Genomic DNA, 25,335 nt, shown 5'->3' with positions numbered 1-25,335 from the left:
CGGCATGAGGATCGCAGCACGAGCACCACCCTGACGAAGGAGTCTTCACAGTGAGCAGCACCCACGGTTTGCCGCAGTCAGCAGCCGCCTCTGAGCGTGACGTGGCCGAGCGCTCCGTGGCTGAACGATACGTAATCGGCGTTGACTACGGCACGCTTTCCGGTCGGGCTGTTGTGGTGCGGGTGTCGGACGGTGTTGAACTCGGGTCGGCATCGCTGGACTATGCGCATGCCGTGATGGATACCCGGCTCACGAGCGGTCCGTTGGCAGAGGCGGGTACCCCCATTTCCTTGGCTCCCGACTGGGCCCTTCAGGTTCCGTCCGACTATGTCGATGTGCTGAAGAGTGCCGTACCCGCTGCGGTGGCGAATGCCGGCATCGATCCGGCCCAGGTCATTGGCATCGGCACCGACTTCACGGCCTGCACCATGGTTCCCACGATCGGTGATGGCACACCGCTGAACGAGCTGCCCGCGTACGCCGATGAACCGCACGCCTACGTGAAGCTCTGGCGTCACCACTCGGCCCAGCCGCACGCCGACCGCATCAACGACCTGGCGTTCGAGCGCAACGAGTCCTGGCTTCCGCGTTACGGCGGCCTCATCTCGAGCGAGTGGGAATTCGCGAAGGGTCTTCAGCTGCTGGAAGAGGCACCGGCTGTGTACCACCGCATGGAGAACTGGGTGGAAGCTGCCGACTGGATCGTCTGGCAGCTCACCGGTCGCTATGCGCGCAATGCCTGCACAGCGGGATACAAGGGCATCTGGCAGGACGGTGAATACCCGAGCAGTGACTTCCTCGGTGCCCTGAACCCCGACTTCGCTTCGTTTGTGACCGAGAAGCTGGAGCACGAGATTGGTCAGCTCGGCGCATCCGCTGGCACGCTCAGCGCCGAGGCTGCCGCCTGGACCGGTTTACCCGAGGGAATTGCGGTAGCTGTGGGCAATGTGGACGCCCACGTAACAGCGCCGGCTGCGCAGGCCACCGAGCCCGGTCAAATGGTGGCAATCATGGGTACGAGTACCTGTCACGTCATGAACTCTGACCACCTCGCCGAGGTGCCGGGCATGTGTGGTGTTGTCGACGGTGGCATTGTTTCTGGTCTGTATGGCTATGAGGCTGGCCAGTCGGGTGTGGGCGATATCTTTGCCTGGTACGTGAAGAACCAGGTTCCGGCTGCCTACTCTGAGAAAGCGGATGCCCTCGGCCTCAGTGTTCACCAGTACCTCACCAATCTGGCCTACGAGCGTCCGGTGGGCGATCACGGGCTGGTGGCTCTCGACTGGCACAGTGGCAACCGCTCCGTGCTTGTTGACCATGAACTCTCCGGGCTGGTTCTGGGCATGACGCTCACGACGCGCACCGAAGAGGTGTATCGCGCGCTGCTCGAAGCCACGGCTTTTGGCACGCGCACGATCGTGGAGACGTTCAACGACAGCGGTGTTCCGGTGACCGAATTCATCGTGGCCGGTGGCCTGCTGAAAAACCGGCATCTGATGCAGACCTACTCCGACATTCTGCGTTTGCCGATCTCCACCATTGCCAGTGAGCAGGGTCCGGCTCTCGGGTCGGCCATTCACGCTGCCGTCGCTGCGGGGGCCTACGACACCATTCGTGATGCTGCGGCGAGCATGGGCAAGGTGAACCGTGCCGTGTATACGCCGAACACCGAGGCAGCGGATGCCTACGATGCGCTCTATGCGGAGTATCAGGAACTGCACGACTACTTCGGTCAGGGCGTCAACGAAGTAATGCACCGTCTGCGTGCGATCAAGCGTGCCGCCACTCGCGCGGCAGAACCCACGGGGGTATTGTCTTGACCACGTTTGACCGCCTCACCGAAGAGGCCATTGCTGCGGTTCGCGTCGAGGTTGCGAGCCTGCATGCCGAGCTCAGTCGTAATGAACTCGTGGTGTGGACCGGAGGAAACGTCTCCGGTCGTGTTCCGGGAACCGAGCTCTTCGTGATCAAGCCATCCGGTGTGGACTATGACAATCTTGCTCCCGAGAACATGATCCTGTGCCACCTCGATGGCACGGTTGTTCCCGGAACGGCGGGCAGTGATCGTTCACCCTCCAGCGACACGGCAGCTCACGCGTACGTGTATCGCAACATGGTGGATATCGGGGGAGTGGTGCACACGCACTCCACCTATGCCACGGCGTGGGCGGCGCGTGGCGAAGAGATTCCCTGTGTCATCACGGCCATGGCCGATGAGTTCGGTGGGCCGATTCCGGTGGGTCCGTTTGCGATCATCGGTGACGAGTCGATTGGGCGCGGCATCGTGGAGACGCTTCGCGGACACCGCAGTCGTGCGGTTCTCATGCAGAATCACGGTCCGTTCACCATCGGAAAGAACGCTCGCGACGCGGTCAAGGCGGCCGTGATGGTCGAAGATGTGGCGCGAACCGTTCACCTCGCTCGTCAGGGTGGTGCGCTCATCAGCATTCCGCAGGTGGCGATTGACGCGCTCTTCGACCGATACCAGAACGTCTACGGACAAGCACCCCAAGGAGCGCTCTAAATCATGTCTGCCCTCACCACCACGCTCGACCACCTCGAGGTCTGGTTTCTCACCGGAAGCCAGAACCTCTACGGCGAGGAGACGCTGCGCCAGGTTGCGGAGCAATCACAGGAGATCGCGAAGACTCTCGACGCATCCGCTCACCTCCCCGTGCGGGTGGTGTGGAAGGACGTTCTGAAGGACTCCGAGTCCATTCGTCGCATGGCGCTTGAGGTGAATGCCGCCGATCACGTCATTGGCGTCGTGGCGTGGATGCACACGTTCTCTCCGGCCAAGATGTGGATCACCGGTCTGGACACCCTACGCAAGCCGTTGCTGCACCTGCACACGCAGGCCAATGTTGAGCTGCCCTGGGCCGAGATCGACTTTGACTTCATGAACCTCAATCAGGCTGCTCACGGTGACCGTGAGTTCGGCTACATTCAGACCCGCCTCGGTGTGGTGCGCAAGACCGTGGTGGGTCACGCCTCCCACCCCAGTGTCACGACGCAGGTGGGTACGTGGCAGCGTGCTGCCGCGGGCTGGGCCGCCAGTCACAGCCTCAAGCTCGCGCGTTTTGGCGACAATATGCGCTATGTGGCAGTGACCGAGGGTGACAAGACCGAGGCCGAACTGCGTTTTGGTGTGCAGGTGAACACCTGGGGAGTCAACGAGCTGGCGGATGCCGTGCACGCGGCCTCCGACGACGCCATCGATGCGCTCGTGGCCGAGTATGAGCGGCTCTACGACGTTGTTCCGGAACTCCGTGTGGGTGGCGCTCGCCACGAGTCACTTCGTTACGGTGCCGCCATCGAAATCGGGCTGCGCTCGTTTCTTGAAGAGGGCGGCTTTGGGGCGTTCACCACGAGCTTCGAAGATCTTGGTGAGCTTCGCCAGCTTCCCGGCCTTGCGGTGCAGCGGCTGATGGCCGAGGGCTACGGTTTCGGTGCCGAGGGTGACTGGAAAACAGCCATCCTCGTGCGCGTCGCGAACGTGATGGGATCCGGCCTTCCCGGTGGTGCAAGCCTCATGGAGGACTACACCTACGACCTCATTCCGGGCGAGGAACTCATCCTCGGTGCGCACATGCTCGAGGTCAGTCCGAGCCTCACCACGGCCAGGCCCACCCTCGAAATTCATCCGATGGGCATTGGTGGCAAGGAGGACCCGGTACGTCTGGTGTTCACAGCGGATGCCGGTCCCGCCGTGGTCGTGGCCATGTCCGATATGCGCGACCGCTTTCGTCTGGTTGCGAACGTTATCGAGGTTGTCGAGCCACCAGAGCCGCTTCCCAACCTGCCTGTCGGGCGCGCGGTGTGGAAGCCCGCTCCCGACCTCGCCACGTCGGCTGCCGCGTGGCTCACTGCCGGGGCTGCCCACCACACCGTGATGTCGACTGCTGTCGGCATCGAGGTATTCCAGGATTTCGCCGAGATTGCTCGTACCGAGCTTCTCGTGATCGATAAGACCACCACCCTGCGTGATTTCACACGCGAGGTGCGTTGGAACCAGGCCTATTACCGACTCGCTCAAGGCCTGTAGCAACATGCACGAGCACCTTTCCCTTTCTCCATCCCCACAACATCTGCGTCACAGCCGACGCAGAATCACGAAAGGCATCACAGTGAAAACACGTAAGATCCTTCTCGGCATTGCCGCCGTTGGACTGGCCTTCTCCCTCGCGGCCTGCTCCGGTGGCACGTCGACTCGTGGCGGAGCGTCGACTGACGCAGCCGCTGCGGGCAGCAACGCCGGTGCGCTGGTGGGTGTGGCCATGCCCACCAAGACCAGCGAGCGCTGGATCAAGGACGGCGACGCCGTCAAGGCCTCTCTGGAGGAGCTCGGCTACAAGGTTGACCTTGAGTACGCCGATGACGACATCCCCACCCAGGTTCAGCAGATCAGCGGCATGCTCACCAAGGGTGCCAAGATTCTCATCATTGCGTCCATTGACGGTACGGCTCTCAGCGATCAGCTGGACCAGGCCGCGGCATCCGGTGTCAAGGTCATTGCGTATGACCGACTGATCAACGGAAGCGCCAACGTGGACTACTACACCACCTTCGACAACAATGAGGTTGGTGTGCAGCAGGCAACCAGCCTGCTCACCGGGCTCGGCATTCTCGACGCAGACGGTACTGAGACGGGTGCCACTGGTCCGTTCAACGTTGAGCTTTTCGCCGGTAGCCCCGATGACAACAACGCGACGTTCTTCTTCAATGGTGCGCTGGAGACCCTTCAGCCGTTCATTGACAGCGGTGTCGTCGTTGTGAAGAGTGGCCAGGTTGGCTTCTCGCAGGTGGCAACCCTTCGTTGGGACCCGGCAACGGCGCAGAAGCGCATGCAGGACCTCATTGCCAGCACGTACTCAGATGGCAGCAAGGTCGACGGCGTTCTCTCGCCCTATGACGGCATCTCGATCGGTATCATTTCCGCGCTCGAGGGTTCGGGTTACTCCACCGATGCTCTGCCAATCATCACCGGTCAGGACGCGGAAGCGGCCTCGGTGAAGTCGATCATTGCCGGCCAGCAGTACTCCACCATCTACAAGGACACGCGCCAGCTTGGTGACGAGGCCGTGAAGATGGCTGATGACCTGCTGAACGGTCGCACTCCGGAGGTCAACGACACCACGAGCTACGACAACAAGGTCAAGGTTGTTCCGACCTTCCTGTTCGCGCCTCAGGTTGTCACGATCGACAACTACCAGTCCCTGCTCGTCGACACCGGCTACTTCACCGAAGACGACCTCAAGTAGGTACGACACCGGCAGTGGCGGCGCCCCCGCCGCCACTGCCTTTCACCCCTCTGAACCGGAAAGAAGACGTAACGGTGACAACGACAATTCTCGAGATGCGTGGCATCACGAAAACGTTCCCCGGGGTGAAGGCACTCCAGGACGTTTCCCTCGCGGTGAAACGGGGGCATATTCACGCAATCTGCGGGGAAAACGGTGCGGGCAAGTCCACGCTCATGAAGGTGCTTTCCGGTGTCTACCCGGCTGGCACCTACGAGGGTGAGATTGCTTTCGAAAATGAGATCGTCGCCTTCAAATCAATCAACGATTCTGAGGCGTCCGGTGTCGTCATCATTCATCAGGAGCTCGCACTCAGTCCGTTCCTGTCTATTGCCGAAAACATCTTTCTGGGCAACGAGCAGCAGACCCGTGGCTGGATTGATTGGCACAAGACCAACCTGGAGGCCACGAAACTGCTCGCGCGGGTGGGGCTCAAGGACAACCCCGTCACTCTGATCAAAGATATCGGTGTCGGCAAGCAACAGCTCGTCGAGATTGCCAAGGCACTCTCGAAGCAGGTAAAACTCCTCATTCTCGATGAGCCCACGGCGGCCCTCAATGACGAGGATTCGGCTCATCTGCTCGATCTACTCAAGCATTTGCGTGGCCAGGGCGTCACGTGCATCATCATCAGTCACAAGCTCAATGAGATTAAGGCGATTGCCGACGCCGTCACGATCATTCGTGACGGGAAACTTATTGAGACGCTCGATATGCGCACCGATGAGATTTCGGAAGAGCGCATCATCAAGGGCATGGTGGGCCGCGATCTGGGCAGCCGCTACCCGGAGCACACCTCCAACATTGGTGAGGAGCTCCTGCGGGTGGAGGACTGGAATGTTTATCACCCCCTCGACCACAGTCGGCGAGTGGTGAAAGACGCCAATATCACCGTGCACGCGGGCGAGATTGTGGGAATTGCCGGTCTGATGGGTGCGGGGCGAACCGAGCTGGCCATGAGTGTCTTCGGGCACAGCTACGGCCACAACATCTCTGGTCGTGTCTACAAGAGCGGGACTCTGGTGAAGACGAACACCGTTGCGGCCGCAGTGGAGCACGGACTTGCGTACGCCACCGAGGACCGCAAGAAGTATGGCCTCAATTTGATTGATGACATCAAGCGAAATATTTCGGGAGTCGCTCTCGAGAAGCTCGCTCGGTTCGGCTGGGTGGATTCCAACAGGGAGGCTGCTGTAGCCGAGGGCTATCGCAAGAGCATGAACATCAAGGCACCGAACGTTGATGCGGTGACGGGAAAGCTTTCTGGGGGAAACCAGCAGAAGGTGGTGCTGTCGAAGTGGATGTTCTCTAACCCGGACGTGCTCATGCTCGATGAGCCAACCCGAGGGATCGACGTGGGTGCCAAGTACGAGATTTACGGAATCATCAACAAACTCGCTGACGACGGCAAGGGCGTTCTGGTCATCTCCTCGGAGTTGCCTGAGCTCATCGGAATCTGTGACCGGATTTACACCATCTTTGAGGGTCGCATCACCGCCAATGTGGTTCGTGGGCAGGCCACGGCGGAATATCTCATGCAACACATGACTCAGGAAAAGGAGAAGGGCGACTCATGATCTCCTTCAGATCTGCACTGCATTACTTCAACAGCCAGCTGCGCCAGATCGGTCTGTTCATCGCATTGATTGCGATCGTGATCTTCTTCCAGGCTGCCACCGGCGGTATCACTCTCAAGCCGATCAACGTATCGAACATGATCGTGCAGAACAGCTACATCCTCATTTTGGCTGTGGGTATGGTGATGGTCATTATTGCGGGCCATATCGACCTGTCGGTGGGTTCTGTGGTCGCATTCGTTGGTGCCATGGCCGGTGTGATGATCACTCAGTGGGGTCTTCCCTGGTGGGCAGCCATCGTCCTCTGCCTCGTGCTGGGTGCCCTCGTGGGAATGTGGCAGGGCTTCTGGATCGCTTACTTTGGCATACCGGCGTTCATCGTGACGCTGGCGGGCATGCTCACCTTCCGTGGTTTGACCCAGATTGCTCTGCAGAATCGGCAGATCTCACCGTTTCCGGACGAGTTTCGTGCCCTCGGCAGTGGATTTCTTCCTGACCTCGGCGGTGGAACCAGCTTTCTGGAGCCACTCACAATCATCATCGGCATCATTGCAACCCTTGCGCTCGTTGCGTCGAGCGTGCGCGCCAGAATTGTGGCCAAGAAGTTTGAGGTGACCGAGGAACCCCTGGCCTGGTTCCTGGTGCGGCTGGCGTTCACATCCGCTCTCATCCTGTTCATCACCTACCTGCTCGCGAGTTATCGGGGCACGCCGATCGTGTTGATCGTGCTGGGTGTACTCACGGTTGTGTATGCGGCCATCATGTCCAACAGTGTTTTTGGTCGTCACATCTACGCGATCGGAGGCAACCTTCACGCTGCCGCCCTGTCGGGTATCAAGACCAAGCGCGTCACATTCCTGCTCTTCGTGAACATGGGAGTCATTGCGGCCCTGGCCGGGCTGGTTTTCACTGCACAGCTCAACCTTGCCAATCCCAAAGCCGGTGAGGGCTTCGAGCTGGATGCCATCGCTGCGGTGTTCATTGGTGGTGCTGCTGTTACGGGTGGAATCGGAACGGTGCAGGGCGCGATCATTGGTGGTCTCATCATTGGTCTTCTGAACAATGGGATGTCGATTCTGGGTGTGGGAACCGAGTTCCAGCAGCTGATCAAGGGTCTCGTGCTTCTGGCGGCCGTTGCCTTCGATGTCTACAACAAGCGTCGCTCCGGCGGTCGGTAACGGCTGTTCCGGCGCACGGCGTCCCGTGTCGACTTTTATGGCTACGCGGAGGCAGTCTCAAAAAGTGCGCCGGTGCCGTCGAGCTCGAAGGTGGTTGTGAGATCAAGACGCGAGAGGAACGTGTCGTCGTGACTCACCACGATGAGGGAGCCGCTGTAGCTGCGTAATGCATCGACCAGTTGGTCAACGCTCTGCAGGTCGAGGTTGTTCGTGGGTTCGTCGAGCACGAGTAGCTGATGCGGGGGGTCGGCTAGGAGCAATCGCGCGAGGGCGACACGAAAGCGTTCTCCTCCAGAGAGGGTGCCTACAAGGCGCTCCACCGCTGCTCCGCGAAAGAGAAAACGGGCCAGTTGGCTACGCACTGCGCCGGCGGACAGGGTCGGTGCGGCATCGCGCACTGTGCCCAGCACCGTGGCCGCGTCATCGAGCCCATCGACGCGTTGCGGCAGGTAGCCTTCGCGATCAATCAACAGTTGGGCACTCGCAGCTCCAGCTTGTGCTGCTCCGATTGGCGCGGCGTCGATTGGCTCGGCGTGAGAACGCACCAGGGCTTCCAACAGTGTCGTCTTACCGACTCCGTTCGCGCCGATGATGGCGATGCGTTCCGGTCCCTGCACCACGAAGGTGCGATTTCTGCCGTGTATCTCCGCGATGCGGCAGCTGCCAGGAACGTGTGGATCGGGAAGGTCCACGTGGATGTGGGCGTCGTCGCGCACTCGGGCATCCGCTGTGTCGGAGGCCTTTTGGGCTAGCTGGAGCTTGTCGTCGAGTTCGGTACGCAGTTTTCCCGCCGAGACTTCGGCGTCGGAGGCTCGCTGATTCATCAGAATCTTGGACCCACGTTTGTTCTCGTTGCTGTTCTGGGCGGTTCGGGATCGGTGGTCGAGCTTGGTATGGGCCTCGATGCGCTGGCGTCGCTCCACCTTCACAACCTGTTTGGCGCTGCGGGCTGCCTGCACGGCAGCCCCCTGCTCCTGTTCACGGTGCGCACGCCAGGCGCTGTAGGCGCCGCCGAACACGGTCAGATGGCCGGCATGCAGTTCGGCGGTGTCATGCATGAGCTCCAGGATGGCGGTGTCGTGGCTGACCACGACGAGGGTGCCGGGCCAGGAGCGCACCATGTCGGCGATGCGAGCCCGGGCGTTGCGATCGAGGTTGTTCGTGGGCTCGTCGAGCAGAGTGATGGGTGCGCGGCGCAACCGAAGGTCGGCGATGGCCACGAGTATCGCTTCGCCGCCCTCAATGGCATGCAGGGCCACGAGGTGGTCGGTGATTCCGAGAAGGTCAGACACGGTGGCGTTGACGCCGAGAGTGAGGGACTGCGGAAGGTAGTCCACGTCTCCAGACGTGGTGATATGGCCCGTCGTGGGAGTGAGGCGCCCGGCAATGAGTCGCAGCAGAGTGGATTTTCCGGAACCGTTGGTGCCCACGAGGCCGGTGCGCCCTGTGTCGAAGGAGCCGGAGATGCTGCTGAGGGTTATCGACGAGTTCTAACGCGCGGGGAGTGGCGCGTGCACGTCGAAGAACTTCACCGGACAACCTTTCTTCAGCCTGTCACTGCATCGACCACGTGGCAAATTTGCTGGGTCCCGATCACCCAGCACTCACCGTGCGGTACCGATCCTTGTGGCGCGGCTGGCTGTGCGATGCGTCTGGTTGCGTTGCTGATAGCGCCGAACCGGGCCACACTGTCAGGGATTTGGAGGCAGTCATGATTTGTTGTGTGATGTTTTCCAGTGGCACTCAGCGAAAAATGAGATGGGCGCCACTGGCGCTCGCGTTCACACTTCTGGTTGGGCCTGCAGCCAGCGCGAACGCAGTCCCGCTCCCACGGACAGCACCTGCGGTGGCAGTCTCTGCTGCACACCCCGGTTGGCCTCAGGTCGGACCTCGGGCACAGTCATCGGCAGAGGTGAAATCCGCCACATACAACGTCTGCGCCGCGGTCACCAAACTAACGCTGAGCAAGGATCCGGCCGGAGCTCTGGAACTCATCCGACAGATCCGTGACACAACAGTGTTAGCAAACACCAAGGTCTGCGAACAAGAACGCCTCGCAGCGGTAACAGAGCTCAACACGACCCGGCCTGCGCTGCCCCCATCGTGGGATGCGGGGTTGAGTACGTGGCTGCAGCCTCTCGCGGCCCCCGGCCTGGCAGCAGTGGGGATCGGAATTCTGTTGCTGATCGCAGCGCGCGGACTGATGTTTCTGCCTTTTCGCCTCCCACCGAACGCATCGATGCGCTTCCGCAAGCCGTCTCGCACCCTGCGAAATGTCGCGGTCACCGCCAGTGCTGTTCTCATTCCCCTCGCCGCCTGCGGAATTGTCGTTGAGATCGCAACCGCTCCCACCGACACAGGCACTCAGATCTGGTTGCCGCTGAGTGGCTTTGTTCTTCTCGGGCTCTTAGGCGCAGCTTCTTTGTCGGTGTTCCTCGCGACGAGGTTGGCACTGACCCTCACTGTTCGCGACGAAACCGGTAAAGAGGATAAGCGGCACGCTGCTGAGATCACGGCTCGTCTCCACGTTTTGGGTGGAGGTTCTCCGAAGGGAATCGAGGTTCCTCTTGGTTCCGATGTGACGGCGTTGTCCGAGAACGTGCTCAGCGGTCTGCAATGGGGCACTGTCGTCAGTGCGCTGCAGACCGTGCTGCAGCAACTCGTGGGAACCAACCCGTGGAATATTCAGGTTGATCCACTCGGTAACGAGCACTATGCGGTCGTCATGAGACGCAATGGCCGGACGGTCTCCAGCGACAATATCGATACGCGTGCCTTGAACGTGAAGGTCGAAGACGAACACCGGGGTGAGCTCGTTGCTGCGTTCGTGATGGCCACACTGGCTCGGCATCACCGAGGGTTTGACGCCCTTTCTGGTGCAAGCCAGTGGCAAGGAATCGGGCTGCACTTTATCGCGACAACACGATTCGATAGCGAGCCGCAGGTTGCAAGAGAGTTGCTCATCTCTGCACTCGACTTCGACCCGCAAAATCTTCCGGCCAAGGTCGCGTATATGTACTACACCTATCGGCACGCAACTGAAATAGACAAATTACAGCTGTATTGCGATTGGCTCGGGGATCAGTCCGATGCGCTCTTCGGCCTGCCTCAGTTCTCCACTCCACGCACGCAAGAATCCACGGGCCCGATTGACACCACGCTGCGGATGTCAGGAGAGAACCCTGAACTTCACATTCGCATTTTGATTTCGTACCTTTTGACGGTGCTCAACCTTCGGTCTCGACGTGGCGCGGATGCTCACGAAACAGGTGTCGTGCGTCGTCGCGCTGTTGAGCTCGTGAGGCTGCTCCGAACGCGTGATGGGGATGACCTGGTTGCGACCATGCAGATGCAGGCGGCATGTCATCTCACGAGCCTCTTTAGGGGGAACGAAATTGAGTTTCCTCCGAGATGGAGAGAACGCGCCGAACACGAAGCCCTCTCGCCGTACATTGCCTACTATGTGGCCTGTGGGCGGGTGAGACAGGCTTCTGTTTTCGTTGACCAGACCCTGATCATCGACACCGTGACTCTCGAAAAATTCGGCATCGCCTTCACCGTTCCGGAAATAAAAGAGTGGGCACAAGACGACCCATGCCTCGCTGGGGCTCGGAACAATCGCGAGTTTCGAAAAATCCTGGGAGTAGCGAAGGAGCCGCGAACCGATTTCTTGCTTCTGGATAACTTTGCGCCGCATCGTGAGGCATTCAGGAAACTCGGCTTTGTGCGCGCGGAACAGCTCGTTCGTGAGGCTGGAACCACAGAGTTGGCCGCTTATCTCCGCGTATCCGGTCCCGAGCTTGACCACATGACGCGTGTGGCGCAGCTTGTCGCTCGGGCCGAATCCATTGTTGCCGTAGGGCCGAGCCTTGAGGCGGACCGGATGTCGCTTGAGATCGTGGCGGCGCTGGCCAATCTTGGCGTCGAGTACGTCGGTGACATCGAAGCTGTCTTGATACAGCTCGGACGTACACATCGAATTGAGACGGTTCCCATTTCTTCTCGACGTCAGACCTTCGCAGTGCTTTCAGCTGCGGCCGCCATCCAGCAGATTGCCCGCATTGAGCCTCCACGGGGTAGAGAAGGATCGGCGGCTCACGAGCTCGTGGCCAGTGCCGAGTTTCTGGCTGGCATTGCAGTCCTCGCCGTGATCATTCGCAGAGAGACCGGGGAGTCACAGCTGAGCATCAGCAGCTTAACTGTGTGGCTGACCGAGTTCGTGGCGGCGTAAGTGGTTCCACAGAATAAGCCTCAAGGCCTGGAGCGATTCCGGCAGGCGCAGTACTGGACAGTTCTGGCGATGATCGTGGTGTCGTACGTGTTGTGTGCGCGGCAGACCACGCCAGAACCCAGCCCTGTGGCCTTGTTGGTTCAGCTGTTCACCGTTGCCGTCGTCTTGTGGGTGACTCATGTGCGAGTCCGACTGCTGCGGGTGGCACTGGTCGTTTTGGGCATTGCCGTTGCCGGCGTGGCGGCCGTGGCGATTCTGGGGTTGTCGGGGCAGGGACTCGCCCTCTCTCTGTCGGTCATGTCTATGGGCGCGTACCTCATTGCACCGGTCGCCATTGTGTGGCATGTGCTGCACCGACCGTTGATTGATCAGCAGACGCTGTTGGCGGCAATCAGCGCATATTTGCTCGTGGGGATGTTCTTTACGTTTGTCTACAATGCGATCTCGCTCGTGACATCCGTTCCCACTTTTGGTGACGGCCAGCCGAACTCGCTCACGAGTCAACTTTTCTTCTCCTTCTCCACACTGACGACCACGGGGTATGGCAACCTCGTTCCGGTTGGCTCAGGCTTACAGACCATCGCTGTTTTCGAGGCGATCACCGGTCAACTGTTCCTCGTGATTGCGGTGGCCCGGGTCGTGAGCGCGTGGGTACCGCATCGGCCCGGGCAAGCAGATCGAAAAGAAGCGGACTGACGACGAACCGACGGCTATGTCGGGTGAGCAGTCCGCTCTGATCAGAACGGGGCGGGTCAGAAGGGGGCGGGGTCGTTGGTGGTGGGGTTTTGGTTGGTGTCGTAGGGGTTGGGGGTGTTGAAGGGGTTGGTGTAGGTGGTTTTTCGGGGTGTTTTTCGGGGTGTGGTGCCGGGGTGGGTGAGTGGGGGTTGAGCTGCCGCGGATATCTCGGACAGCGGGCCCTCTTAAAATGAGAGTTCACTGAAAGTAGAGATCAGCATGGCCGCAGCACGTAGGCGTTTCACCCAAGAGTTCAAAGACGAGCTGTGCCGCGAGGTGATCAATATCTCCAAACCGATCAAGGACGTCGCCACCGCATACGGCGTCGGGCCCGAGACGCTCCGGAACTGGCTCAACAAATACCGCGAGGCCAACGGCGGCACCGAAGCGGACCTGACAGTGTCGGAACGGGCCCGTCTGAAGGAACTCGAGCGGGAAGTTCAAGAGCTGCGGGCGGAGACCGCTTTCTTGAAAAAAGCCAGCGCTTACTTCGCGCGGGAGCAGCGGTAGTGAGCAAGTACGAGTACATCGACTCCCAAAATTCTGAGCCCACCAACCGGAATTCGGTGGTGAAAATGTGCCTCTGGCTGGCCGTGTCAACGTCCGGTTTCTACCACTGGGCGATCCGGCCGCAGTCCGCGACCGCGGCCCGGCGAGAGGCCCTGATCGCGCGGATTCAACACTTCTTCGAGGAGTCCGACGGCACCTACGGATACCGCCGAATCCACGCCGACCTCGCCGCAGAGCAGACCGAGTGCTCGCCCGAACTGGTGCGGCAGCTTATGCGCCAGATTGGCCTCGTAGCCTGCCAACCACGGCCTTTCCGCATCACTACCGAAGCCGATGCCGAAGCGGCCGCCAACATGCCCGACCTCGTCAAACGCGACTTCACCGCCGACCGCCCCGGGGTGAAGTTCGTCGGCGATATTACCTACATCCATACCTGGCAAGGATTCATCTATCTGGCCACCGTCATCGACTGCTATTCCAAGAAGGTTGTCGGCTGGTCCATCGCCGATCACATGCGCACCGAGCTCGTCGCCGACGCCCTCCGCAACGCCGCTGCGACGACCGTGATCGAGGCCGACGCGATCTGGCATTCCGACCGCGGCAGCGTCTATACCTCGGCCGAATTTCGGGCTCTCGTGTCCGGCCTGGGGATGCGTTCCTCCATGGGCCGCACCGGCGTGTGTTGGGACAACAGCATGGCGGAAAGTTTCTTCTCGATGCTCAAGAATGAGCGTGTTTATCGCACCGCGTATGCCACGAAATCACAAGCTCGCAGCGACGTCATTCGCTATATCGAAGGCTTTTACAACAGCCGACGCCGGCACTCAGCGCTTGGTTACCGCAGGCCTAATGAAGTCCACTATGGTTATCAGCAGCCAGCATTGGCAGCGTAGAAGAATCCACTAATTCCGCTGTCCGAAATGCCCGCGGCAGCTCAGGTGGCATTCGGGTGGCGGGGTTGGTGGCGTGTGTGTGATCAACTCTTTGTAGGCCGTTTCGGCGCTGGAATCCGGCCAAGTTAGCGGCTGGTTTCCTGCCAAAAGAGCGCTAAAAATCAGGCCAGCAGATCCCGCCCAAGAAATGGGGTTGGGATGCGCAGAGATTGAGATCACCGGTGGCCGTGGCCCTCTTCAGCGAGCTGGAGACATGGGCCCGCCACCCCCAGATAGGTTCCTAAAGGCGTGTCTACTGCCAAGCGGTCGCGCCGGAAGGAACCAGGAAGCAGATGACGGTACCCATGTCCGTGCAAGAAAATATCAGAACTCTCGACTCCCACGGAATCGCGGGCCGTGAAATCGCCCGCCGATTGGGAGTCAGCCGGGACGCGGTGACGAAATACACCGGGCAACAGAACTTTTCACCCAAGCCACCGACGCCCGTTCCGAGGCCAGCCGGATCAGCCGTGGGCGGGCTTGAAGACACCATCGAGACGTGGTTGACCGAGGACCAGCGCCGACCGCGCAAGCAACGCCACACTGCCAAGCGGGTCTTTGATCGCTTGGTCAACGAGGAGAATTACAGCGGCAGCTACTCCCCGGTGCAACGCTTTGTGCGGAAGTGGAACGACCAGCACCGCCAGGCCGGGGAGGGCTTCACGGAGCTGGTCTGGCCGGCCGGAACTGCGCAGGTCGACTTCGGCCAGGCCGAGGCCATCATCGGCGGGATCCGCCAGATCCTGCACATCTTCGTCGTGACGTTCCCGTTTTCGAACATGCGCTTCGTGCAGGCCTACCGCGGCGAGACCGCCGAGTGCGTCTGCCACGGCCTGCGCACCGTGTTCGATCACATCGGCGCTGCACCCCGGCACCTGGTCTTTGACAACGCCACCGGCATCGGACGCCGCGTCGGCACCAAAGTCATCGAGGCCAAACTGTTCGGCGCATTCAAACTGCACTACCGATCCGAGTCCAGGTTTTGCAATCCATACTCCGGCAACGAGAAAGGCAACGTCGAAAACGCCGTCGGGTTCCTCCGCCGCAACCTGATGGTCCCCGAGCCAGAAGCAGCCACCCTGCAGGGCCTGAACAACATATTGCTGACGCGGTGCATGGCGTTGGCTGAGGCCACGCATTACCGGAAAGGCTTGCCCGTGAGCGAGCTCTTCGCGCAGGACGTTGCCGCCAGTCTGGCGCTGCCCGGCGTGGGGTTTGACCCGGTGCGTTATGAGTCCCGAACGGCTGACAAAAAGGGGAACATGCTCATCGACGGCAACACCTACGCGGCCGGGTCTTCCTTCCATAGCCGCACCCTCACCGTTGGGCTCCGCCACGACGTGGTCGAGATCCTCGATGAGTATTCCGCGCCGGTGCGGTCCTTTCCCCGCGCTTTCGGAGTGCAAGCCGAGACGATCTTCGAGCCCGCGGCGCTGCTGCCATTGCTGGCGACCAAGCCCGGCGCCTGGAGCCATTCCCAGCTGCGGCCGTTGGTCCCGGGGCCAGTGCGCGACTGGCTCGACAACGCCACCGCCACCAACCGGCGCCGCCTGCTCAGCGCTGTCGATGCCGCATCAGGATCAGCCGGGTTCGATGCCGCCATCACTGCTGCTGACCTACTCATCCAACGAGGCGACACCCCCGAGATCGCCGCGTTGGGCATGCTCGCCCGGCGCCTGGCCGACAGAACCAGCCCGGCAGTGGAGAACGTGGACCTGAGCGTCTATGACATCTTTACCACCGGCAGCTTCACCACCCTCAACACTCTGACGGGAGAGATCGCATGACCCTCGTCACTGCGCAGGACATCGTCGAGACCGGCCGGCAGGCGTCGCTGACCCACAGCGTGTTGGTCGAATGGGCCGAGAAGGGCACCCCGAAACAACGCGAGTACCTCCACGGAGTGCTCCTGGCCGAGCACGAATCCCGGCAAGCATCACGACGCCAACGACTGCTGAGCGCCGCCCGGCTGCCGGCGTTGAAATCGCTCACGGGTTTTGACTACTCGAGCGTCAAGTTCCCTGAGGATTACGGCCGGGAGGAGCTGACGTCGTTGGATTTCATCAACCGAGCCGAAGACCTGGTTCTTTACGGCGATGTCGGCACCGGCAAAACCCACCTCGCCAGTGCGCTGATCGCCGCCGCCTGCCGCGAAGGAATCCCCGCGCGCTTTTACACGACGTCGTCGCTGGTGATGCAGCTGCGCCGCGCCAAGGACGAAGGCCGCCTCGATCGGGAGCTGGCTAACATAGCGAAAAACCGGCTCGTCGCAATTGATGAATTTGGCTACCTCCCGATTGACACCGAAGGCGCCCGACTGCTGTTCCAAGTCATCGCCGACGGCTATGAAAAAAGAAGCCTGATCATCACGACAAACTTAGAATTTTCGCGCTGGGGAACGGTGTTCGGTGACGACAACATGGCCGCGGCCGTCATCGACCGGCTCGTCCACCACGGCCGACTCCTCCAGTTTCGCGGCGAGTCCTACCGCGTGAAGCACGCCCTCATGAAATAGCCCTGAACCGGATCGGCCGACCTCGATCCTGAAGCCGACCGAGCCACTAGAAGGCCACTTTGCCGCCGGTCAGCACGACGAAACAACCCCCAAAACCGAGCGCTGCAACGACCGTGATCAAATGGCCGGAAACGGTGCTGAAGTGGCCGGTTAATTAGCGATCAAATGGCCGGGTTCAAGTTGACAAAACACAGATCGATGACTGGAATCGGATTCGATAGCCGTCCGGGTCGGTCATGAGAAACTGGCTTACGCCGGCGTCATCGTCGGCCAGTTGGTACCACCTGATTTCTGGCTCCATGAAGAGTCCCACCCCGGCAAGCTCCAGTGACTTCACAATTGCATCAGTGTCGGGAACGGCGATCTGAAAGTTGATACCGCGACCGAGAGGTGTTTCAAGTTCAGAAGTGACCCAGTTCCGGCCCACTCCGACCTGTTCGAGCATCACGTGGGCAGCGCCGAGGGCGATGTAGGCGAATCGCTCGTCTGGTCGTGAATAGCGGAGTTCGAATCCGCAGATTCCACACCAGAACTCGATGCTCCGATCAATATCAGTCACCAGCAGCTCGGGCACGAGCGCAGGTTCGAATTCCTCAGTCACTGCCTCATCGTGACACAAGGAGACCGCAACACGTTCGGCATACGGGCCAAACTGTGGTCGCTACTCCAGGCAGGGGCCCCTGTCCGGCTTATACGCTCATGGCATGAGCCAAGTGCACCTGAGTGGGCAACTCGTCTGCCGTGATCAGGGTCAGGTGGCAGTTCTGATCACGTCGCTCGGACGCGTGCGGAGCATAGATGCTTCTCGTTCCGTGTTACGTCGACCGACGATCCCATGGTGTGGCAGGTCGATGAGTGTTTTCAGGACAGTTCTGCGCTCAAAGCACACCAGGACCGCATTTCAGGAAGGGCCTTGGGACGGACCACAGCCGGGATCGAACGTCGCTACGCGATCGACGGGCTCTAATCCCTGCCTAATTGCTGGGCCTCAGTGCCGTCAATTGCAATCCGTGCCGTGGGGATAAAGTGGGATTCACCGATGACCGTTTGGCTCCACGCCCACGTGAACGGTCGAGGGCGTGGGAGGCAACCGATGGGAACCTTCCTCAGCACGTTCCTTTCCGATTCTGCGGAACTTCCGGAGCTAACGAATCGCGTTCGTTTAGCCGGACCCGTGCCGCTTTCGTCACCACTACCAGTTGCGGATCTTGCCGCAGACAGCATCGCGGCGACCAAGCTCATGGCCTCGTTGCTGCACCTTGTCCACACGGGAGTGCGTAATCCCAAAGCGAGCGAAGTTCCGCAGGTGAGCCTTCTGCCGCAGCTCGTCGCCGGCGCCTACCGGAGCGACCAACTGTTCCGCTGGACCGGGAACCCCGCTCCAGCGTGGGCACCCCTGTCCGGATTCTTCGCCTCGAGCGACGGCTGGGTTCGCACTCACGCCAACTATCCCCATCACGAAGCAGCTTTACGCTCACTTCTGAGATTGAACGGTCCCGCCTCCGCCGAGGCCGTAGCGCACGCGATTTCGCACCGCAGCGCTCTCGATCTGGAGGATGAAGCCGCAGACTCTGGTGCGATCATCAGCGCGGTTCGCAGCCCGAGTAGCTGGAGAGGACATCCTCAAGCCCAAACCCTGGCAGCGGAGCCCTTTATTCGCCTGGTACAGCAGGGCGGAGACTCGGGCCTCCAAAGACTGGGGTCGGCTGACAGTTGCGCGCCGCTGGAGGGCGTTCGGGTGCTCGACTTGACCCGGGTCATAGCCGGGCCGGTGGCCACTCGCAGTCTCGCGTTCTTCGGGGCAGATGTCCTGCGCATCGACAGCCCTGGCATGCCGGAACTCCCTTGGCAGTACCTCGATACCGGGCAAGGGAAGCGCTCCGCGCTCCTTGACCTCGGCTACAAACCAGATCGAGACTGCCTCGAACAGCTACTGACAGACGCCGACGTTGTTGTCACGGGATACAGGCCGAACAGCCTCCACCGGTTCGGCCTCTCGCCGGTCGAACTCCACAACCGCCATCCGGGGCTCGTTATCGGCCGGGTGAGCGCGTGGGGACTGAGCGGCCCCTGGGCTGAGCGTCGTGGATTCGACAGTATCGTTCAAGCAGCCAGCGGCATCGCCCAGATCCACGCAAACGGCACCGGCAGACCAGGTGCTTTGCCCGCCCAAGCTTTGGATCATTCCGCCGGGTATCTACTTGCCGCCGGGATCATGTCAGCACTTCGCCGTCGACACCTCGACGGGTACGGGTGGACCGTCGACATTTCACTGGCCCGGGTCGCTCAAGAGTTACTCGTCCAGCCTTATTCCGCGCCAACCGAAGCCGGCCTCTACGAGATCCAAACCGTGAACACGGAAACGCCAGGAGGAACCGTCACCTGTGCCGCACCCGCGATCAGCATCAGCGGCGGTCCGAATCGCTACAGATGGATCGGTCGCCCGTGGGGAGCAGACCAGCCGGAATGGGCCGAAGCACGATCCGCCAGCGTCCAGCGATAAGTCCCACCCGGAAGGTGCGCCATCGGCCGCTCCAGCATTGCGAAAGCAGCCCGCAGGGGGTTCACGTGCGGGCACCCCTCGAAGTCGAAAAGCACCCTCGTTTCGAGCTCTGAAAGTGGTCTCGAATCCGACCCGCTGATGGTCCGGCTTGTGGGCAGCCACTGCAACGATTAAAGCCAACTGATCATTCGCGGGGTGCCTCGTCGTTCCGCTCATTGTCCTAGCGTGAATTCGTCTGCAGGGTCGAATCTCTCCCGGCTAAAGCATTACTCGCTTGTCCAACTTGCGTCGACGTCTGTGGCGTAGCTACTCTTCGCCGAGTCGGTGTCGTACTTCGCATCTTGGTATTCGAGGACGATCCAGTCGGATTGGTAACCGTTATCGCCGAGAGCGGCTGTGAACCCTTCGGCATCATCTCGGTCCTCGAACTGGTAGACAGTGATTTGGTCCGCTCGGACGGCTTGGGAGCATCTGAACTCGTCGGAACACGCCTCGGCTGTGATGTCCTGGAGATTGGTGACGGGAAGGCCCGGTTGCCCTTCGAAGCCGTTGAACACGTCTTCCACCGTCATAGTCGATCGTGGCGCGACGAGTTCCTGAATCCCACGAAGCGGGTCGCCGCCTGTGACCCAGAGACCGGCCACAATGACGGTGGCAGCGAGGGTGATTGTCGTGGTCGTGATTACGATTGAGCGTTTCGACATCCCTGCTCTTTCTGCATGTGGCGGTCGAGCCTTGCGCGGTTGCGCACGAGATCGGATCATTCCGGTGGTGGCTTCAATTTAGCGGGCTGGGTGGATATCCGGTCTCCAAGTTGCCGGAAACGCTATCGGAGCAGTCGGTGCGACTCCCAACGCAAAGGCGTCCTAGCGACCCGCGACCTTGACGCAACAAACCTCGACTTCCTCGAAGGCCCGGTGGAGGTTCGCGTTGCGGGATTATCTATCGGGATTCGTATATCTCGCGACGATGTCCGAGTCGGAGGATGAGCACAACTAACATGTCGTCGTGAATGTCGTAAATGATGCGGTAGTCACCCGTTCGGACCCGCCATTCGCCAGAGCCGCCGACGAGTTGGATTGCCTTGGGTGGCCGCGGATCGTCTGCCAAGAGGTCGATCGCTGCTTGAACTCTCCGGCGGACCTGTGGATCGAACTTGCGCAGTTGCCGTTCGGCGGCCGGTGCGACCTTCACCGAGTAAGTCATACGAGGCCGAGGTCCGCCTTCACCTGATCCCAAGGAGTCGGTTCGCTTTTCGTGCGACGCATCTCTTCACGCGATTCCTCAGCGGCGCGTATATCGGCCATGTCTTCGGCCAGTTCAATGAGGCGCTCTAAATCGTCGACGTCAATAACCGCCGCGACTCGCCGCCCGCGGCGAGATAAGAAAACCGGCTCGTGCTCGGTGCGAGCGCGGTCGATGATCGATGCGAGCTGGTTGCGCGCATCAGAAACGCTGACGGGGACTGTGGTCGACATATTTTAATTGTACATTTAGCGTTCTGTGTGTACAAGAGATCTTCAAATGTACAACTAACTTCCCGCTCAGGGTTCGTGATGGGGCGTGCAGACTCCCCGTATCCCCCCTGTGCGCGCTCTTCTGTTGCGCGTCGTCGGCGCATGCCCAAGCCGGGTAGGCCTGACCGTAGACTCACACTGTACGAGCTGGCGATTGGCAGAGTCGCCAAGCACAGCCGTGAACGAAGGAGGGGGTGCTCTTGCGTCGATTTGGTCGCTTTCCTAGGGCGTGGACATTTGCCGTGGCTGCATCTATGGCGTCCGTCTGCGTATCTCTCACTGGATGCGCATCGACGATGGGCGCGGATGCGGCGAGCCTAGATTCGATCGGCGAGCTCGCGAGAGCTGTTGGTATCACTCCTGAACTCGTGTACACGACTGATGTGGACGGCTACGATCTCGCACCGCAGTCGGTCGGGCCGGGTGCTGCAGACGGGATGTCGGCTACCTGGTTCAACAGCAGCACGGGTGCGATGCTGACCATCCGTAGCGATTCCGGGGAACTCACGGAAGCGTCGTGTGCTGCGACACCCCTTTGGGATGCGCCCGGCGGAGCGGTGACGTGTGCCAATGAGGATGGCGTCTGGCATCGGTCGGCTGGAGGCATCCACGAGTACGTCGCGGTGCGAGACGGTGCGCTGATCTGGGTATCCGGAATGAACGACGCGTCGCCAGCGGATCTTCTGACAGCCGCGAAGAAGGTGCACGTGCCATCGGATGCGGAACTCGAACTGCTCTTCTCCGACGTTCCCAAGACTCCGGGCGAACCGGTGGAGCGCGGAGACCTACCTGAGGGTGGCGACGGTGCGCCGATCGATCCGACCGGGCCGGGTGGTTAGTTCCACTCTGCCGAATGCGGCCGCTTGCCGTGCCGCTCCTCATATCTCTAGCCCTAATCCTCGTGGCCGGCGAGGCGCCGTGCTCGTGAACCCAACGAGCAAGCGTTGCATTGACCAAATGTGCCGCGTTAGGGGTTCCCCTGTCGGGAGCGGAGCACTTCCCTCACCGCATCCTTCAGTGGTACGCTATCAAGTACCACTCAGGGAGGCAATCATGTCGGCGATCACCGCGACGGAAGCACGCAAGAGCCTATTTGGGCTTATCCAACAGGTCAATGACGACCACATCGCTGTCGAGGTCGTATCCCGGCACGGAAACGCGGTCATCCTGTCGAAAGAGGACTACGACGCGATGACCGAGACGGCCTACCTCCTACGGAGCCCCGCCAGTGCCGAGCGATTGCTCACGGCGATCGAGCGGGCTCGACGCGGCGAGTTCGAGCAACACGACCTCCTCGACGCGTGACGCGAAAGATCGCCTTCGACCCAAATGGGTGGGAGGACTGCATCGACTGGCAAACTCAGGACCGTAAAACTCTCAAGCGAATCAACCAGCTGATTACCGACGCACTGCGCGATCCGTTCGCCGGTATCGGCAAACCCGAAGCCCTCAAGCACATCCTCTCCGGCGCCTGGTCCCGCCGCATCGACGATACGAACCGCCTGGTCTATTACGTCACGGACGATCACATCGTCATCCTGCAAGCCCGCGAACACTACTAACCCGACGTCCAGCTCAGTTGCCGCAGGCCGTTCCCTGTGCGGGTGTGGAACTCGACCGGCAGCGTCGCAAGAATCCTCGAGCGAGGAAGTAGAAGCAATCGTCGCCAACCGAGTTCTCACCGGGTGGGCCGTGCGCGAGCTCGCGGCTATTGAGCGGGCCAGCGGCAAGTGACACGCGACGAACTCCAAGAGGCGATCCGGCAGGCAACGAGGGTAACCCAGCAGCGCGAAGTCCTGATCATCGGCAGCCAAGCCATCCTTGGCTCGTTTGACGAGGCGCAGCTGCCTGAACGGGCGACCCTGTCGGAGGAAGTCAACATCGCCCTGATCACGAACGACGAGGACTATGCGCTGGCCACCCTCATCGATCCCGCCTCCTTGGTGCGCATCTGCAAGAAGCTCCCGGTCGGCGAAGCCCGCCGTAACATCACGATCAAGCGCGCGCAGGCCTTCTCGCCGAAGCGCGGCGAAGCCGACTTCAGATTCAGGTAGCAAAGTGGCGGCTGGCGAATTTCGACAACCGCCACTTTGGGTGCCAGAAACCTCCAAAAGTGCCAGAAATAGTCGGCAATAACCCGTTTCTCCCCGTAGAAAGTTGAGCTACGTTTATCAACTTCCGCGCAGTCACACGGAACTTGGGGATGGCGCTGCTGAATCAGGCATCCCGGTTCGGTTCATTTGTTCTTGGTTCGAGTCCAGGTACCCCAGCTTTATCGCTGATGTGAAGATAGCAAGCAAAGAACAGCCCGGTCAAACGGGCTTTTTCTTTGCCCACTATCGGGGAATGCGCTCAGACCAGAATGTTGCTGGCGGCGTTTGTGGCGAGCCGGATGAGCTCGTCGCGCAGCTCACTGGGCGTGACCGAATCCTGCTGCGGAGCCGAGAACTGCACCCAGTTTTCGCCGATGACGGTGTCAAGCGTGCACATTCCGAATTCCACCTGGCAGCCGAACGTGGCACGGTTAATCCCGGTGAGAGGCGTCGTCACGGTTTCCGCGTCACCAGTACCCACCATGAGCGCGCTGGACTCGTCGTACGCCCAAGCGCCACCGGGAAGAGCGTAGACCAGCGTCACGATGATGGGTCCGTCCTCGCCGGGGAAGCTGGCCATGCACCGGTCAAGCCCGGTATCCACGTAATCGGCTCCCTCCAAGCCCCACCCGCCGCCCTCGACCGGTCCTACGGTGATGTTCTCGGTGCGTCCGAGAGCCGTGGCCACATCGTCCGCGGTCACATACCCGGTGCACTCGGCAGGGAGTGCCGCGGTATCGGCTGGCGGGATCCACAGCGGAGCGGGGGACGGGGCATCCGCTACCGTTGCAACGATCGACTCGAGCAGCGGCGACACGTGTGCGGCAACGTCAGCATTGCTGAGCGAGCTGTCGACATCGATACCCTCCAGGTTGTAGCTGATCCAAATGTTGCCAACCAGAATGTTTCCCGAACAGCTCGACTCAGGCCCGCGACCGAAACACGTCTGGTCTGAGGCATCCCCATACGGCGAGGCGGGAGCGGTCTGAACGGTGCCGTAGAGCCCCGCGTAGGTTGCGAAGTGTTCGGCACTGTCCGGCAATACGAGCAGGGTCGCCCGTTGCAGATCCGGACTCGTGGCACCACCCGTGGGGGACGCGACACCGTTCCACGTGACACACGAATTGCCACAGAGCACCGCCGCCACAACCGTCAGAGTGAGGGGGATGATCCGTGAGCTCAGCGCACGCATGCTGCATGCTAACCCGGAACAGAGAACAGCAATAGGCCAGTTCTCGGGCTTCGCGTTGGCTCCACAACGGGCCTAGCGCCACTGCTTTAGGTGGAGTACAACGCTACAAAGCAGTCACCGTGCAGGTGTAAGGGAGCTCCTGATGGCTATCCACCGTACCGAATCACACCATACTGACCCGCAACGCCGACGACACGCGCTCCGGTTCACGGCGGGCACAATTGTGGCTGCCGCGGTGCTCTATTCACTAGTCGGGTGCACTCCGTCACCCAATGCTTCCACCCCCACAGCCACCCCCACACCGGGCTCCTCCAGCACGCCAACGGCCACCACTCCCAGCACCGAACCGCCGGATGATCAGACAGCCGCCCCGCTGGATGGCGATAAGGTCATCGCAGTGCGACTCACCCAGAACTGGGCTGCGATCGGTGCGGGAGCACCGGTCACCATCACGCACGACAACGCGATCCCGATTGCACCACCGCCGGCCGCCCCGCTGCCCTCCCTTTACACGATTGGTGCTGGTCGGCATCCGGCAATGTCGCCGCCCTACAACCAACTCAGCTTTCGCTTTCAGGGTGGGTTTCCCAGTTACGACCTGCAAACCCTTTCGGAACTGGTGGGCGATCCCAGCGGGCTACCCATTGCAATGACGGGAACCGCCGGCATTCTGCGAGTCACCTTTTACTCGGCTCAGGCCCACACCGAGGCCGGTCCCACGAGTATTGTCTCCGCCCCGCCCCTGGCACTCGGCTTTCCCGCGATCACCCGGTACTCTCCAGCCGGAGATTTTGAGGGGTACGTCACCTACGGGATCGGTATTGGCCGCCCCGACACTGCCACAAGCACCACGCCGATTCGTGTCTATGAAGTCGAGAAGATCGAGCAGGGACAGCACCTCTATGTTGTGGCCATTCAGGTCGACGCCACCGACTGGCGCTTAGCCGCGAAGACGGATAATTCTGCCCCCAAAGCAGGGGGCATTCTGAGCCAAATCGTGCTATAAAAATAGCAGGAGACTCAGCCCACGCTCCTACGGCTCGGTAGTCCAC

23 protein-coding genes are annotated in these 25,335 nt (G+C 60.8%); 17 read left to right on the top strand and 6 right to left on the bottom strand.

The annotated features are described in order from the left end of the window. Positions 1–101 precede the first annotated feature (101 nt). The 6 genes from araB (at position 102) to mmsB (ending at position 8,055) form a co-directional block, all read left to right on the top strand. Positions 102–1,820, top strand: a complete 1,719-nt coding sequence (gene araB / locus H4V99_RS11560; protein WP_280680097.1) for a ribulokinase — start codon at positions 102–104, stop codon at positions 1,818–1,820. Then, positions 1,817–2,524, top strand: coding sequence for an L-ribulose-5-phosphate 4-epimerase (locus H4V99_RS11555; protein WP_280678414.1), 708 nt, complete (start codon positions 1,817–1,819; stop codon positions 2,522–2,524). Before araB ends, H4V99_RS11555 begins: the two co-directional genes overlap by 4 nt. A gap of 3 nt (positions 2,525–2,527) precedes the next feature. Next, a complete protein-coding gene (araA, locus tag H4V99_RS11550) occupies positions 2,528–4,045 on the top strand; it encodes an L-arabinose isomerase (protein WP_280678412.1) in 1,518 nt (505 codons plus the stop codon). 82 nt (positions 4,046–4,127) lie between these two features. Next, positions 4,128–5,261 carry a multiple monosaccharide ABC transporter substrate-binding protein gene (gene chvE / locus H4V99_RS11545; protein ID WP_280678410.1) on the top strand — a complete coding sequence of 378 codons (1,134 nt, stop codon included), beginning with the start codon at positions 4,128–4,130 and terminating at the stop codon, positions 5,259–5,261. 74 nt (positions 5,262–5,335) lie between these two features. Further along, complete coding sequence (gene mmsA, locus H4V99_RS11540; RefSeq protein ID WP_280678408.1) at positions 5,336–6,877, top strand: multiple monosaccharide ABC transporter ATP-binding protein; 1,542 nt, start codon at positions 5,336–5,338, stop codon at positions 6,875–6,877. Next, positions 6,874–8,055, top strand: coding sequence for a multiple monosaccharide ABC transporter permease (mmsB, locus tag H4V99_RS11535; protein ID WP_280678406.1), 1,182 nt, complete (start codon positions 6,874–6,876; stop codon positions 8,053–8,055). The genes mmsA and mmsB overlap by 4 nt, the downstream gene beginning before the upstream one ends. A 41-nt stretch (positions 8,056–8,096) precedes the next feature. On the opposite strand, the gene H4V99_RS11530 is transcribed toward mmsB, so the two are convergent. Then, positions 8,097–9,536: an ATP-binding cassette domain-containing protein gene (locus H4V99_RS11530; protein WP_280680094.1), complete on the bottom strand. Its 1,440-nt coding sequence runs from the start codon at positions 9,534–9,536 to the stop codon at positions 8,097–8,099. A 431-nt stretch (positions 9,537–9,967) separates the two neighbouring features. Between H4V99_RS11530 and H4V99_RS11525 the strand changes: the two genes are divergently transcribed. The 5 genes from H4V99_RS11525 (at position 9,968) to istB (ending at position 16,978) form a co-directional block, all read left to right on the top strand. Then, positions 9,968–12,286, top strand: coding sequence for a hypothetical protein (locus H4V99_RS11525; protein WP_280678404.1), 2,319 nt, complete (start codon positions 9,968–9,970; stop codon positions 12,284–12,286). Continuing rightward, positions 12,287–12,982 (top strand): potassium channel family protein, encoded by a 696-nt coding sequence (locus H4V99_RS11520; RefSeq protein ID WP_280678402.1) that lies wholly within the window; start codon positions 12,287–12,289, stop codon positions 12,980–12,982. Positions 12,983–13,240: 258 nt separating this feature from the next. Continuing rightward, a protein-coding gene (locus H4V99_RS11515; protein ID WP_280678400.1) for an IS3 family transposase occupies positions 13,241–14,424 on the top strand; the annotation gives its coding sequence in 2 pieces (ribosomal slippage) (positions 13,241–13,502 and positions 13,502–14,424; 1,185 coding nt in all). Between the two features lie 344 nt (positions 14,425–14,768). Beyond that, positions 14,769–16,250 carry an IS21 family transposase gene (istA, locus tag H4V99_RS11510; protein WP_280680044.1) on the top strand — a complete coding sequence of 494 codons (1,482 nt, stop codon included), beginning with the start codon at positions 14,769–14,771 and terminating at the stop codon, positions 16,248–16,250. Continuing rightward, a complete protein-coding gene (gene istB, locus H4V99_RS11505) occupies positions 16,247–16,978 on the top strand; it encodes an IS21-like element helper ATPase IstB (RefSeq protein WP_280676332.1) in 732 nt (243 codons plus the stop codon). Before istA ends, istB begins: the two co-directional genes overlap by 4 nt. Before the next feature lie 175 nt (positions 16,979–17,153). Here the strand turns inward: istB and H4V99_RS11500 are convergent, their stop codons facing one another. Then, positions 17,154–17,579, bottom strand: coding sequence for a VOC family protein (locus tag H4V99_RS11500; protein ID WP_280678397.1), 426 nt, complete (start codon positions 17,577–17,579; stop codon positions 17,154–17,156). A gap of 573 nt (positions 17,580–18,152) precedes the next feature. Between H4V99_RS11500 and H4V99_RS11495 the strand changes: the two genes are divergently transcribed. After that, positions 18,153–19,481: a CoA transferase gene (locus tag H4V99_RS11495; protein ID WP_280678395.1), complete on the top strand. Its 1,329-nt coding sequence runs from the start codon at positions 18,153–18,155 to the stop codon at positions 19,479–19,481. 266 nt (positions 19,482–19,747) lie between these two features. Here the strand turns inward: H4V99_RS11495 and H4V99_RS11490 are convergent, their stop codons facing one another. The 3 genes from H4V99_RS11490 to H4V99_RS11480 all read right to left on the bottom strand — a co-directional run bounded on the left by H4V99_RS11490 (position 19,748) and on the right by H4V99_RS11480 (position 20,959). Further along, complete coding sequence (locus H4V99_RS11490; RefSeq protein WP_280678393.1) at positions 19,748–20,185, bottom strand: hypothetical protein; 438 nt, start codon at positions 20,183–20,185, stop codon at positions 19,748–19,750. 238 nt (positions 20,186–20,423) lie between these two features. Further along, the gene (locus H4V99_RS11485; protein WP_280678391.1) at positions 20,424–20,687 is read right to left on the bottom strand and encodes a type II toxin-antitoxin system RelE/ParE family toxin; all 264 of its coding nucleotides are present in this window, start codon (positions 20,685–20,687) and stop codon (positions 20,424–20,426) included. Continuing rightward, complete coding sequence (locus H4V99_RS11480) at positions 20,684–20,959, bottom strand: type II toxin-antitoxin system Phd/YefM family antitoxin (protein WP_280678389.1); 276 nt, start codon at positions 20,957–20,959, stop codon at positions 20,684–20,686. Before H4V99_RS11480 ends, H4V99_RS11485 begins: the two co-directional genes overlap by 4 nt. Positions 20,960–21,366: 407 nt before the next feature. Between H4V99_RS11480 and H4V99_RS11475 the strand changes: the two genes are divergently transcribed. The 4 genes from H4V99_RS11475 (at position 21,367) to H4V99_RS11460 (ending at position 23,052) form a co-directional block, all read left to right on the top strand. Then, the gene (locus H4V99_RS11475) at positions 21,367–21,837 is read left to right on the top strand and encodes a hypothetical protein (RefSeq protein ID WP_280678387.1); all 471 of its coding nucleotides are present in this window, start codon (positions 21,367–21,369) and stop codon (positions 21,835–21,837) included. 214 nt (positions 21,838–22,051) lie between these two features. After that, positions 22,052–22,303: a type II toxin-antitoxin system prevent-host-death family antitoxin gene (locus tag H4V99_RS11470; RefSeq protein ID WP_280678385.1), complete on the top strand. Its 252-nt coding sequence runs from the start codon at positions 22,052–22,054 to the stop codon at positions 22,301–22,303. Beyond that, positions 22,300–22,560: a Txe/YoeB family addiction module toxin gene (locus tag H4V99_RS11465; protein ID WP_280678384.1), complete on the top strand. Its 261-nt coding sequence runs from the start codon at positions 22,300–22,302 to the stop codon at positions 22,558–22,560. Before H4V99_RS11470 ends, H4V99_RS11465 begins: the two co-directional genes overlap by 4 nt. 168 nt (positions 22,561–22,728) lie before the next feature. Then, entirely contained in the window at positions 22,729–23,052 is a 324-nt protein-coding gene (locus tag H4V99_RS11460; RefSeq protein WP_280678383.1) for a hypothetical protein, read from the top strand. Between the two features lie 298 nt (positions 23,053–23,350). Here the strand turns inward: H4V99_RS11460 and H4V99_RS11455 are convergent, their stop codons facing one another. Continuing rightward, positions 23,351–24,283: a hypothetical protein gene (locus tag H4V99_RS11455; protein ID WP_280678382.1), complete on the bottom strand. Its 933-nt coding sequence runs from the start codon at positions 24,281–24,283 to the stop codon at positions 23,351–23,353. Positions 24,284–24,425: 142 nt separating this feature from the next. Here H4V99_RS11455 and H4V99_RS11450 point away from each other — a divergent pair, with 142 nt between their 5' ends. Next, positions 24,426–25,289, top strand: coding sequence for a hypothetical protein (locus tag H4V99_RS11450; RefSeq protein WP_280678381.1), 864 nt, complete (start codon positions 24,426–24,428; stop codon positions 25,287–25,289). The last annotated feature ends 46 nt before the right edge of the window (positions 25,290–25,335 follow it).

This window comes from Cryobacterium sp. CG_9.6 (genome assembly GCF_029893365.1).
Classification (GTDB): Bacteria; Actinomycetota; Actinomycetes; order Actinomycetales; family Microbacteriaceae; genus Cryobacterium.
Note: the sequence above shows the minus strand (reverse complement) of the source record. Positions and strands in the feature narration are given on the sequence as shown.